8 protein-coding genes are annotated in these 13,482 nt (G+C 50.4%); 4 read left to right on the forward strand and 4 right to left on the reverse strand.

Translation table 11 applies throughout. From position 1 onward, the window contains the following. Positions 1-300: 300 nt before the first annotated feature. The 4 genes from ACTJJ7_RS24710 to ACTJJ7_RS24725 all read right to left on the reverse strand — a co-directional run bounded on the left by ACTJJ7_RS24710 (position 301) and on the right by ACTJJ7_RS24725 (position 5,116). On the reverse strand, positions 301-1,518 hold the full coding sequence (locus ACTJJ7_RS24710) for a PLP-dependent aminotransferase family protein (RefSeq protein WP_440969136.1): 1,218 nt from the start codon (positions 1,516-1,518) through the stop codon (positions 301-303). Between the two features lie 109 nt (positions 1,519-1,627). Next, on the reverse strand, positions 1,628-3,103 hold the full coding sequence (locus ACTJJ7_RS24715) for an MFS transporter (RefSeq protein WP_130273154.1): 1,476 nt from the start codon (positions 3,101-3,103) through the stop codon (positions 1,628-1,630). 285 nt (positions 3,104-3,388) lie between these two features. Continuing rightward, a complete protein-coding gene (locus ACTJJ7_RS24720; RefSeq protein ID WP_440969137.1) occupies positions 3,389-3,835 on the reverse strand; it encodes a hypothetical protein in 447 nt (148 codons plus the stop codon). A gap of 390 nt (positions 3,836-4,225) precedes the next feature. After that, positions 4,226-5,116: a class I SAM-dependent methyltransferase gene (locus ACTJJ7_RS24725; protein ID WP_440969138.1), complete on the reverse strand. Its 891-nt coding sequence runs from the start codon at positions 5,114-5,116 to the stop codon at positions 4,226-4,228. An 857-nt stretch (positions 5,117-5,973) separates the two neighbouring features. On the opposite strand from ACTJJ7_RS24725, the gene ACTJJ7_RS24730 reads away from it, so the two are divergent. The 4 genes from ACTJJ7_RS24730 (at position 5,974) to ACTJJ7_RS24745 (ending at position 13,372) form a co-directional block, all read left to right on the forward strand. Further along, a complete protein-coding gene (locus tag ACTJJ7_RS24730; RefSeq protein ID WP_440969139.1) occupies positions 5,974-7,839 on the forward strand; it encodes a rhamnan synthesis F family protein in 1,866 nt (621 codons plus the stop codon). A 373-nt stretch (positions 7,840-8,212) separates the two neighbouring features. Continuing rightward, positions 8,213-9,931, forward strand: a complete 1,719-nt coding sequence (locus ACTJJ7_RS24735) for a M10 family metallopeptidase C-terminal domain-containing protein (protein ID WP_440969140.1) — start codon at positions 8,213-8,215, stop codon at positions 9,929-9,931. Positions 9,932-10,341: 410 nt separating this feature from the next. Continuing rightward, a complete protein-coding gene (locus ACTJJ7_RS24740; protein ID WP_440969141.1) occupies positions 10,342-11,856 on the forward strand; it encodes an MBOAT family O-acyltransferase in 1,515 nt (504 codons plus the stop codon). Position 11,857: 1 nt separating this feature from the next. Further along, entirely contained in the window at positions 11,858-13,372 is a 1,515-nt protein-coding gene (locus ACTJJ7_RS24745; RefSeq protein ID WP_440969142.1) for an alginate O-acetyltransferase AlgX-related protein, read from the forward strand. The last annotated feature ends 110 nt before the right edge of the window (positions 13,373-13,482 follow it).

Consider the following 13,482-nt stretch of genomic DNA (forward strand, 5'->3'; position numbering starts at 1 on the left):
TCGCCATATTCGTCTACGTAATCATCTGACTTCATTGAGAAATTTGTTCTTGGAATACGCATGATACCTGCAAGCGAAGCGATTGGATGTTGCTCGTAAACTTGCCTAATCGAATAGAAAATGAAGGTTAATAAGTTGCTACTGATGGCTGCAAACGCTCTGCCTGTTGCCGTCTCCTGACAGGGGCGGAGGCGGCCTCGATCGGCGCAGGGCACCGGCGCAGGCACGCCGTGGATGACAAAAACAAAGCGGCCTGTTTGAGATCAGGCCGCTTTGTTTGTCATGTATCTGTATGGGCCGTCAGGCAGCTTCTTCGGCAATCAGCTTGCCAAGACGGGAAATCCCGGTTTCGATTGCTTCCTTGTTGGGCAAGGAGAAATTGAGCCGGATGGTATTCTTGCCGGTCCCGTCCGCATAAAAGGCAAAGCCGGGAACAAATGCCACGCGCACTTTTTGCAGCGCTTGTGCCAAAAGGGCCGCGCCGTCCATGCCTTCCGGCAAGGTGACCCAGACAAACATGCCGCCTTCCGGTTTTGTCCATGTCACGCCTGGCGGCATGAAACGGGCAAGGGCATCGAGCATATAGTCGCGGCGCTGGCGGTAGCTGTTGCGCACCTTTTCGACCTGCTTGTCGAAGTCCCGGGACGCAACGTGATGGATCGTCATCTGATTGATGGTCGGGCTGTGCAGATCGGCCGCCTGTTTGATCAGGACCAGCTTGGCAATCACAGGCTGCGCCGCGCAAATCCAGCCGACGCGCAGACCGGGCGTAAGGGTCTTGGAGAAACTGCCGGAATAGACGACACGCGTGCGGTCGATATGCCCTTCCCGTTCGCAGTCGAGGGCAAGCATCGACGGCACGGGCTCGCCATCGAACCGCAATGCCTGATAGGCCGCATCTTCGATCAGCGGTATGTCGAGTTCATGTGCCAGCTCGATCAGGCGGATGCGGCCATCCCGGCTGACTGTTTCGCCTGTCGGGTTGCAGAAATCCGCTGTCAAATAGGCAAGTTTCACATCACCGCCTGCCGCCTTTGCGCTGTCGCGATAGGCGGCCGGTGTCATGTTTCCCTGTTCGGGGTTGAGGCGGTCATAGCGTGGCTCATAGGCATTGAAAGCCTGGAGGGCACCGAGATAGGTGGGCCAGGTCGTCAGCACCGTATCGCCGGGTGATATGAACAGTTTGCCGAGGTAGTCCAGCGCCTGTTGCGAGCCCGTGGTGATGATGATGTTGTCGATCGTGCAGGACACACCGAGCGAAGCCATATGCTGCACCAGCCATTCGCGCAGCGGGCGATATCCCTCGCTCACCGAATATTGCAGCGCAACGTCAGCATTCTTGCTGAGAACGGCCTCATAGGCTTCCCGTATCGCTTCCTTGGGAAAAAGGGCGGGGTCGGGAATACCGCCGGCAAAGGAAATGATGTCTGGCTGATCAAGCAGTTTCAGCAGTTCGCGTATCTCGGACGCGCGCATGTTTTTGGTGCGTGTCGCGTACAGAGCATCCCAATCGCCCATTTCTTCCTCCCGGCTGTTTGTCGGCGCATAGCACCGTAAAATGGCCGATATGTCAACAATACTGACATATCGATTGCCGTTGTTTTGCACGGCCTGCCGCCACATAACCTTATTCGCCGGGAGCCTTGACCATTTTCGTATGGCCGCTGATGTCAGCGCCTGCCGATTGCGAGAAGCGGAGATTCCAGATCGTTGCAGTCAGCGAAATCGCCGTTACGACGAGAAACGCCGCCGAGAAGTCACCAAGTTCCGGTGTCGCGTGGCTTCGCACCAGCATGGAACCCGAAAGGGCCAGTGCACCGACGCAGATACCGAGCGACAGCATGAGCTGCTGGAATGTCGTATAGAAACTGGTGGCGGAACTCATGCGTTCCCGTCCGATCTCATCATAGGCAACCGTGTTGTAGGCGGTGAACTGGAACGACATGAAGAACCCGCAGCACAGCAGGACAGAGAAGATGAGGGGCAGGGGCCAGTCGGGCCGGAATGCCGCGCAAAGCGCATAGCCGAACGTTGCAATAAGGCCATTGACGATGAGGCTTGCGCGGAAACCGAAGCGCCGCAGGATTTTCGGTGCAACAGCCTTCATCATCATGGAGCCCAGTGCGGTCGCCACAACGATACCGCCAGCGCGTGCTGCAGAAAATCCAAAACCCAGCTGCAGCATGAGCGGCAATAGAAACGGCTGGGCACCCTGGGTGATGCGGGTCAGTGATCCGGCAATGACAGACGTGCTGAAGCTGCTGACGCGCATGAGCGAGAAATCGAGAATGGGGGAGGGGTGCCGCCGGGCGTGCGCGAGATAGCCCATGCCGAAGATCACGCCCACAACGACGAGCAAGCCCGCCAGCTGCCCTTCGCCCGGACGACTTGCCATTTCGAAGCCGAAAAGCAGAGAGCCGAGTGAAATGCCGGAGAGGAAAAGGCCGAGAAAATCGAAGGGGCCGTCGGATACGCCCTTCACCTCCTCAATGAAACGCCTGACAAGAATGAAACCAATGCAGCCGATAGGCACGTTGATATAGAAAATCCAGCGCCAGTCGAAATAGGTGACAATCAGTCCGCCAACCGGCGGCCCGAGGATGGGGCCGACGAGCGCGGGAACCAGCAGCCAGGACATGGCCGAAACGAGATCCTTGCGCGCGACACTGCGCATCAGGACGAGCCGGCCAACCGGCATCATCATCGCACCGCCGAGCCCCTGGATGATCCGGGCGAGAACGAGAAAGCGCAGATCCGGTGCCTGCGCGCACAGGATCGAACCGGCGACAAACACCGCTATTGCCGCGCTGAAAACGGTGCGGGATCCAAAGCGGTCGGCGATCTTGCCGCTCGCCGGGATGAAGATGGCGAGACTGAGGAGGTAGGAGGTGAGCGCGAGGCTCATGGCCGGGGGATTGACGCCGAAATCGCGCGCCATGGTTGGCAACGCCGTTGCCAGCACCGTCGCATCGAGTTGTTCCATGAACATGGCACTGGCAATGATGAGCGCTATGGTGCGAAAATTCGGACCTGTTGTTTTGTTGTCAGGCGTTTGGATCGTCAGTGGCCGGGCCGGGGAGGCCTGACTGGTTTGGTCCGACATGGTCGGGTTCGCTCTCAGTAGCGCGTACACATCAGAAAGAAAATGCCGCGGATTTGCAAACGGCGGTCAGCCGTGGGGAAACGCCCACCGATATAAACCTGCGATTATGCGATATCCATATACATTCTCGTGATTCATTGTACCTGGTACAAAATAATTGCTCGAAATTGAGCTCGGGCCGAGAATTTCATGGAACCGCTCAAGACCGAAGACACGCATATCGCTGGCTATCAGATATTTGTTAACATGACAACCGGATTGCCAAGGCGCATAGCTCTATCCAGCTTACATTCCTCGGACGATCTCTATCCTTTTTAAGCTAAACGGTGCCAATTTAGGATCACGGCTAATCCAAACAATTTGATTATCCACATTACTCGGTATTCGAACAGTTACAGGTTCTCCCATATTAAAATTGTGCCAAGATTCAATTATTTTACCCCCAACTTGGTAGCCTATATAAACCGAAGAGGCGCCCTCTGAAGCAAAGAAGAAATGCAAATCGCCGTCGCCATTCGATTTGATAAGCTTTATGGATGCGGGTGCCGAGAGCGCTGGGTCCCCCACGAATGCGGAGTTGTCGATCCCGTCAACGGGCGGCCATGATGCCAATACCGCGCCATTTTCTTCTGCAACCGACGGCAGGACATTCACATAAAAGCTTCCGGTAATGGGAAATATAGCGATCATAGAGTAAATGGCAGCGCTATAGGTAAATCTGCGAGTGCTCATAATTATCTCTTTCTATCTTACTCGGACCATCAGCATTTTAGGGGATATCCCCCCCCTGGCTTCGCGTGAATCCTACTGATCAATGCCTTCATCATTGGTCAACGGCTTCAGCTGGCATCAAACCGGCAACTGTATCAATTCCATGCCATCGCACAAAACACGAAAAATGAGACGATGGACAGAACCGTGCCGAGTCACGCGGCAATCTTGCTCGACTTGAGTGGCGACAAAATGCGCCCAAAAGCGTGCTGTATAGTTAATGCAAAAATGGGCGATATTAAGAATCCAGTGTGGCTGCAGGTTTGAATGCCCGAAGAAACGCGTCGATGCTCCTCAGCTAAATCGCCTCATCCAACCCGGAATTGTCACTGACAACCCGCGCCAGCACCTCTATTGAGGTGCTTTTTGAAGTATCACCCAGAAATCGTTGTGATACTTTCGAGTGTCGTAGCAGCGAACGCAAGATAGGCTTACGTCACCTGTGCGGTTGAGGAGCCCGATAATCTCGCGCATACTATCTGGTGTAAAATACCATGAATGAACATCGACATAGTTGCCGTTTGCGTTCTCGAAAACATGTCTTGCGTGATCGAGGCGCGGCAGGAAATCGTCATATGGATGCCCATGGTCGCCGGCCCAATGCCTAAAATGGTCATTGTGTGCCGAAAGTGCCAAATGCTCTACAACAGACCGGAATGGATGTGTGGTCCGGCGCTCGTAATGAGCTCCCAGAATTTCAGCCACTCCACTCTCTTTCATCCAGTGGTCGTGGCAGTATCGTTTGTCCGGGGCCATGACAAAATAACTCCCCCCGGGATTAAGCAGCAGCTCAACGTCCTGCAGGTGTTTGATCAAATCGGTCTGGTGCTCAATGCAATAACTACTGACAATATAGTCGAACTGGCCATCAACAATGTTCAGATCGGCTATTGGTGACACGTAATCGATGTGCGGAGGGTTTGGGTTAGTCTGTCCCTGAGAAATCGCGCGTTTAATAAGTTGCTCACGCGACAGGACATCAAAATATTTGACGTTATCGCCTATCATGCTCGGCGAGAAATACGGACCGATTTCAAGGACCGACGCGGTGGATGGTATCAAAGCCAAAAAATCGGCGCGTGTCTTCAATGCATTTCCGGATCTGCCCTCTGCTGCGCCATAGAGCCTGTAGTGTTGTTCCAGAAGGTGTGGTGAAAAACTCGCCAGTTCGGCATTTTCAGATCTATATATTTCAACGTCGCATTCCGCGGGAAATTCAGTCGCATGCACAGCCATTTTCATCCCTTTTCCACCGTTCCTCAAATCCAGTATTTATAGATAGTCGTACGAATAACGATCTAGCTGCACACGTGTCCGCCAATACGCGTCGATATACACTCTGTATATGCATTAAGTGTCGCAAGACAGACAACCCTTTAATTTCAAATGGCTTCACCATTGTTATTTTCAGTTACCCAGAAACCCAACATGAACCACATGCCATACTTGTCAATCCGCTGCTAAATGTTGAAACATCTTCACACTAACAATGGCAGACAATTCATCAATTGCCCGTCGCACCTTAGGATCATCCTGACTAGATACCCACTCCCGTGTCTTGCCGGAGGCGCCAACGGATAGTGCCCATACTGCGGCCCTCAATAGCTCGGTGCAGCATGAATGCATCATTTGCATTGCTTTGAAACAATGTCAGGAACCAAGACACCGATCAAAACAAGAAGAATGGATTACAACGGAAGGTATCCTCTCGCACTGATTCTTTCTATTTGACGTCGGCCGAGTGAACTGACGAACGATATTCGATCCTCTCCAAGCGTCAAATTTCTGTAGGAGCCCTGCTCACCAGAACTTCATTTTAACCGGAGACTACGCTTACTCGCATTACCCCTGGGCTAAGCCGCGAGATCACATGTTTAATATACCCAGTTTGACAGGTGAACAGTTGAGCAGAGCTTATCGCGGTTTCGTGAATGTGCACAACAAACGGCAAAACACTAACCAGACACGGGCAAAACGACTCCGATCAAGCGCAAATGATCAAACGAATCCGCTCTGCCGAGTTGTAGTTTTGAAAAAAATCTGCAATTGGGTTCGCTAGACCCTTTAGATTAGACAAGCTGCAATGCAGGAGTTAGCAAATGGCCGGTATCAAACGTCTTGCCGTGGCTTTTTTCTACGACAAAGATGGAATTGTGGACGATTATATGCCGGCCCTTGTGAAGGGCTTCAAACCGTTCGTGGAGAAGACCATCTTTGTGAGCAATGGCCCGCTTCATCGTGATGGCGAGATCAAGATCAAGGAATGTGTTGACCAGCTTATCATCCGGGAGAACGAGGGGTTCGACGTATGGGCCTACAAAACGGCTATTGAATCAGTCGGCTACAAGCAGCTGGCTGAGTATGATGAGTTGATACTTTATAATCACACGAATTTTGGTCCTATTTATCCGTTCTCAGAATTATTCGCAGAAATGGATAGCCGCGAATGCGATTTCTGGGGCATTACAGATCATGCGGAGATGGCTCCGAACCCATTTACACACACTGGCGTGTTACCTTACCATATCAATTCGCATTTCATTGCCATTCGACGTCCGATCCTTCAGTCCACTTCCTTTGAGCATTATTGGACAAAAATGCCTGAAATAAATGGCTATGTGGACTCTGTGCTGAAACATGAGAGCAGGTTTACGCATTATCTTGAAAAGTTAGGTTTCACCTCTTCTGTCTATCTTTCTTGCCGGGACATAGGGGGGGATTACCCGCTTATGCTGCGGCCTGACGAAATGATGTTAAAGCGCTGCCCTATCCTTAAGCGCAGAATGTTTTTTGGTGACACCGACTACCTCGAAGTCAACGCATCCGACACGACGCGTGCATTGGATATATTGAAGTCCACATCCGATTTTGATTTGAGTCTAATATGGAAAAACGTTGCACGAACGAGCAAGCTACGTACATTGAACACAAACGCCACCCTTATGTCCATACTGCCTGAGAAGGCGGAAATGCCTGCGAAAGCAAAACAGTATGGGAATATCGCGGTATGCGCTCATATGTATTACACGGAAATGCTTCCGGAAATCTTGAGTTACACAAATAACATTCCGGTACCCTATGATTTCATTGCTACGACGGACACCGAAAAGAAGAAGAATGAACTTATAGAGAGATTGACTGGCTATCCGGGTATAAAGAATGTCATCGTCAGGGTGGTAGAGGAAAATCGTGGAAGAGATATGTCCGCGCTATTCATCAGTTGTCGCGACCTCTTTCTTGATGATCGATACAACTATGTCTGCCGGGTTCATACAAAGAAAACGCCGCAAGTCGAAGCTGCACGCGGGGAGTTCTTCAAGCGGCATTTGTTGAACAATCTATTGGGCAGCAAAGGCTATGTGACCAATTTATTGAATTTGCTGGCCGACAGCCCTTGGATCGGGATCGCCATACCTCCAATCATCCACATATCGTTCTACACGATCGGCCATGCTTGGTACAATAACAAGCCGAAGGTGGAAGAAGTCGTCAAGTTGCTGGATATTCAAGCAAACCTTGATGATACAACACCGGTAGCTTCCTATGGGACAATGTTTTGGTTCCGGCCGTCAGCCTTACGCAAGATGTTCGAGCAAAAATGGAAATGGACCGATTTCAACAAGGAACCCAACCACGCAGATGGTGGCATGGCTCATGCGCTTGAGCGGGTAATGGCTTATGTCGCACAAGATTCAGGATATACCACGGAGCATGTTTCCGGTGCCAGAAGCGCGGCCCAAGGTTATGTGATGTTGGAGCATAAGGTTGATCTTCTTACATCGGCCTTACCAACGAACTCCATTCAGTCTCAACGAAATATGATCATGTCAATGAGACAGGGCGGTAGGAACGCGGTAGATAGTGTTAACCTCCATCCCAGCGTACTGAGGTCAATTTCTATTCTGTCACGGGCGATGCTGCTTTCATTCCGATGGCGCATCCTGCGTATGCGTACCAAATCTTAAGCTATCGACTTCAGTCAGAGATACGAACGGTTTTGGTATAAGCAACCGTGGGGGAGAACTCGTCAACGTACTGCATTGCAGCTGTTATAGGAGTGCTGTTTACGGCATTGCATAGGTAACTTGCAGCACCAGATTACCTTTATAATCCATTAATTAGCGTCAGCATCACTTATGATTGCCGCTATTGCCGTATTTTATTTAAAACCAAACAAACACTCTCCCGATATACAACTTGCGAGAACACTGTTCATTGTCAATCCCATAAATGCACACCTATTGACAGTAGTAAGGCGTACATTCTAGTGATACTTTAGTGCGACAATATGTATTTTGATCGGGAAGATCTGTTTCACGCTGCTACGGGGTACTGTGCATGTCTCGAAATTATGATTTCGCTGTTCAGTCAAGCGATTTGGCTCTTGGCACACTTGATCCCTCATTTGATCACTATGTGGATTTTCTTCGGCACGGTTATTGGCAGGCAAAGGGACGCCCAGAGTATCGCCAACCGGATATGGTTGTGCAGGTAGATCTCACGGCGCTGAACGGATCAGGCCAGCAGATAGATAGCGCGCGCATGGCAATGGCTAAATGGTCACAAATGCTGCCGATTTTTTTTCAGGAAGTGTCTGCAGGCAGCCCAACTGACATCAGGGTCAGCAATGTTTACGATGGCGCTTATTTCGACGATTACTACGGAAATCTGAACGTCAACAGAACATGGTGGGGAGGGGATTTCTCAGTCGGAGGTTACGGTTATCAAACTTTCATTCATGAAATCGGCCATGCGCTCGGTCTTGGCCATGGTGGAAGATATAATGGTAGCGGCACTTTCAGCACGGATGCAGAGTTCACTTATGATTCCTGGCAATACTCGATCATGTCATATTTTACACCCAGTGAAGCCGGCCACTCCTATCGTGACTACTATCTTGTCTCCCCTCGAAGCGCCGATGTTGAGGCATTGATACGCAAATATTTTGTCAATGCAGATGGCACCTATCAGCAGGTCAACATCAACACGTCCAATGACAGCTATGGATTTGGCGGCAAGGACGGCTTTGCTCTCACTACCAGCGGGTATCTCAGCCAAGGTGGCTTCACCATCCACGATTCTGGCGGATGGGATTCACTGGATTTTTCGGGATCGGTGACGGGAACAACGCTTAATTTGATCCCCGGAACGTTTTCCAGCGTCAATGGCTTCGTCAATAATATTGATATCTTTAATGGCCACAATGCGAACCCATCTGACTACTTTATAGAGGTCGGTGTTGGAAGTGCTTTCAATGACGTCATTGTTGGTAACGATGGTCCAAATGGCCTTTATGGAAATGCTGGTGACGATTGGATCCGCGGAAATGGGGGCGACGATTTTCTATACGGATGGACCGGCAATGATTCGCTAGACGGCAGCCAAGGCAACGATTTCTTGGATGGCGGCCCGGGTGACGATACTCTTTATGGTGGAACAGGCAATGATAGCCTGAATGGTGGAGAAGGTAACGATATTATCGTCTCATCTACCTATTACGGTTCTATTTCCAGCGGTGTTAGCAGAATCGACGGTGGCGACGGCAACGATACAATTTATGCCAATGGCATTGATGTAGTCTTCGGGGGAGCTGGCGATGACACAATATACGGCAATAATGCCTACGGCGGTTACGTGTACGTCGATGCTGGAGCTGGCAATGATCGTGTCGGCGGGACCGTCAACGGCGACATTCTGATCGGTAATGATGGTGAAGACTACCTCTTTGGCTATGACGGAAACGATCTCCTTTATGGTGGTAATGGCAATGACGTGCTCTACGGTGGTCTCGGAAGCGATCGATTTGAAGGTGGGGCAGGTGCGGATATCTTCCAGTTTATGAGCGATATTCAAGCAAATACAGTCGAAGCCGTGGCTGATTTCACAGCTGGACAAGATCTGTTTGCTTTATCATCCGCCTATTTGGGTCAAACCTTTGTTCAAGATACCACCAATGGCGTGTTCATCTCAGTAGCGGTCAACAATAATTATTGGGGCGCCATGGTCTATGGTACTCATAATGTTGCAGCGGTACAAAGCAGCTTTTTGTACCTCTAAGATTCAGCAACTACGACTATTTTACTTCTTGGGTACGGTGTCTGCGAAACGAATCCCCGAAACGGATAGGCATTCGCTTGTCTGCCTACCCAAACATACGTGGATGGCCGTGTATAGAGATGAAACTTGCCGTTATGATGCGGGATGAATTGAATACCCTATCAGCGATGTGTCGAAGCCGCTTTCGTGAATCGTCTGGGATTAGACTCTGATAGAATTAATTACCTTGCGCTTGTACATTTTCTGGCTTCCCTGTTTGCTTGATCGTTGTCTGGCGGTGGATTTGACAATCACTACACCTGCCGGATCAGGGTAATTTGCAAAGAAGCAGGCGGCATTCCCATGGCAACGCATGGAGGATTTGGTTGTGTACGTTACAACGACTGCGCTTGACTCACTGAACCGTATTGGTGAAAAGCGTACCTGCGCTTGAAATTGACGATCGACACACTCGGCTGACACGTGAGGTGCAGCTTGGAAAAAGCACTTTTGACAATGGCCGGTTAACAATGGTTTTCAGTTCCTACAACTTCCTGTTTATCTTTTTTCCATTGTTCTTTCTTGCCTATTATCTGCTTGATCCTCGCTATCGCAACCTACTGATCCTTCTCGTCAGCCTGCTGTTCTACTCCATTGGCGAAGGCGAGCGGATTGTTATCCTACTGGTATCAATCGTTGGAAACTTTTCCTTTGGCATTCTCATCAAGCGGTTCGTCAATCAATCAAAAAAGATAGCTCTCTTTGCATTGATCACTGGCATCGCGTTTAATCTGGGCCTGCTGGGCTATTTCAAATATATCGGTTTTGTTGGAGAGAATGCCAATCGCGTACTTCATATGCTTGGCATTGAGCACATGCTTCCAGTCCTTCACATCGCCTTGCCGCTGGGGATCAGCTTTTTTGCCTTCCAAGGCATCAGTTACCTCATGGACATTTATCGAGGGACGATACAAGCGACGTCCAGCTTGTTTGTTTTTGCGACCTACAAAGCCATGTTTCCGCAACTCATCGCCGGGCCAATCGTGCGCTATGCCGATATCGCCGATGACATGGCTGACCGGCGTGTCAAAGCTGATGATGTATTTGAGGGCATAGGACGTTTTATTCGAGGGCTCGCCAAGAAAGTCCTTATTGCTGATACGATGGCAGCCACGGCCGACGCTATATTTTCCCTTCCACACGGAGAATTGGGGTGGAGCGTCGCTTGGCTTGGTGTCATCGCATACACGCTACAAATCTATTTCGATTTTTCCGGCTATTCTGACATGGCAATCGGAATGGGACGGATGACTGGTTTCAAATATCCGGAGAACTTCAATCATCCCTATGCGGCCCGTTCCATCGGCGATTTCTGGCGCCGGTGGCATATGACACTGTCATCTTGGTTCCGTGACTATGTCTATTTCTCGCTGGGAGGAAACCGCCGTGGTGCGGGGCGGACATACGTCAATCTTTTGATTGTATTCGCACTAACCGGTCTTTGGCACGGTGCATCTTGGACCTTTGTTATCTGGGGCCTTTGGCATGGCCTATTCATGCTTATCGAAAGACGGTTCAATCCAGAGACATGGCCAATCCCGAATGCCTTGCGGCATGTCTATGTCATGTTTGTCGTCATGATTGGTTGGACGTTGTTCCGGGCCGATTCCGCTGATGTTGCAACCCATATGCTGAAGGCAATGTTCGGGTTTGGTGAAGCTAGTACACTCGCGTGGCCGATTGCCGCCTTTGCCAACGCGCTTGTCGTGGGCACACTGATTGTCGGTGTGATATTCAGTATGCCTGTCTATGAAAAAGTGAAGAAACTCGTCCCAGTCAGTGTACTCGTACCCAGCAGCGTGGTTATCGCCGCAATTCTGGTGTTTGCTTGCAGCCTCAAGGTTCTTTCCGGATCCTACAGCCCGTTCCTTTATTTCAGGTTCTAGAATGTTCAGCTCGCCCACAAAGACGATCATCAACACGGTTTTTATCGGGGCTCTGTTGATCCCGCCGGCGGCAGCAGTCTTGTCACCTCAGTTTCATACCTTCGCCAGCGCGGTTATCGCTAACCCCGCGTCTATTGCGGTGCAGAAGGAAGCTTTGCGACGCGCGACACCTCTCTGGTCTGATGGTATCAGTCTCTATAATACGGCTCTTTATCGCATCGGTGTGTCGCCCAATCCGAATGTGATGGCGATGGGTAAAGATGGTTACATGTTCCTTGGCAATGATCACGTCAAAGCCTACGACCAGGTAACCAGACGCATTAATCCGCCGCAGGCCGAGATAGAAGCATGGGTGAATACGTTCGAATATGAGCGGAATTATCTCAAGCAGCAGGGAATCCCAATGCTGTTTGTTGTAGCACCCTCAACTGGAACCGTTTACGCAGACAAGCTTGCAAACGTACCTGCAGGCTTTTCAAGCAATCCCACGTTGTTTGATCGCGTTCTCAAGCTAACGAAGGAGCGGGGATTGCCACTGCTCGACGTGCGCGGCGATCTGATCGAAGAGCGGAAGACCGCCGAAACCTATTCCAAATTGAATTCACACTGGTCTGATTTTGGCGCATATGTAGCCTGGCAGAAAATTGCGCCAGAAATTGAAAAAATTATGCCCGGTCAAAAACTCGCTGGTGTTGGTGACAGGATAAAAATTGAAACGGTTAACACAGGCAACGAAGCATCAGGCCTCTTGAACATAGATGTACCCAACGACTGGACCCGACCGGTTCGTCAACAACCGTTTCCCGCTTACAATGTCGTAATGCCAGACGGCAAGCAGCGCCCTTTGTCGGGAGAAACCTTGACCGGATTTCTTGACCTGCCGCGTGAGACATTTTCCCCAAATGCGACCAGCGACATACGAACCCTTGTTTTTACGGATTCCATGGGTGCATCTCTGTCGCCGTATTGGACTGCATCATTCAAAGAACTTCTTCAGGTGAATCACCACGTCCGTCAACCGCCGGAAAAGTTGGACTTTGAAGGTACTGTTGAAAAATTCAAACCTAAGTTTGTCCTCTACCTGATGACCGAACGCTATTTCGGTGTGCCGTTGGGCGACGTTGATGCATTCAAGATGAGAGCATCGTTCCAGGCTGCGCCTGAGTTGGCAACGGACGCCGTATGGCCTGTGCAAATGCAGCAAAATGAGGTTGCCTTTTCATCTGGCACAAGTCTATCCGAACCATCCACATTCAAACTTCCCGGGAACGACGGAGCCAAAAGATATGTCCAGATTACGGTCAACGGCCAAGGGGACGGTTCTCTTTACGTATCATATCAGGTCGCTGGCGTGACTACCGAAGGGTGGCATGAATTTGGTCCTGGCGAGAACAAAATCCAGATACCCATTCCAGCACAGGTCGATGCAAACACAGTCTGGTTGTTACGAGACACAAAGCGAGCGGCAGCCACCCTCACAGGCATTCGCGTAAGATTGGCTTCAGTTGAGCATTGATAAAGATCGCCCAAATCGAAGCTGACGAGCCTTTTCGTCGAAATTTCTACACTGACTATGCACTTACCGTACGTTGAGTTAAGAATAAAAACTCTTTAAATTCTAATAAG

Source organism: Phyllobacterium sp. 22229 (genome assembly GCF_052056495.1).
Taxonomy (GTDB): Bacteria; Pseudomonadota; Alphaproteobacteria; order Rhizobiales; family Rhizobiaceae; genus Phyllobacterium; species Phyllobacterium myrsinacearum.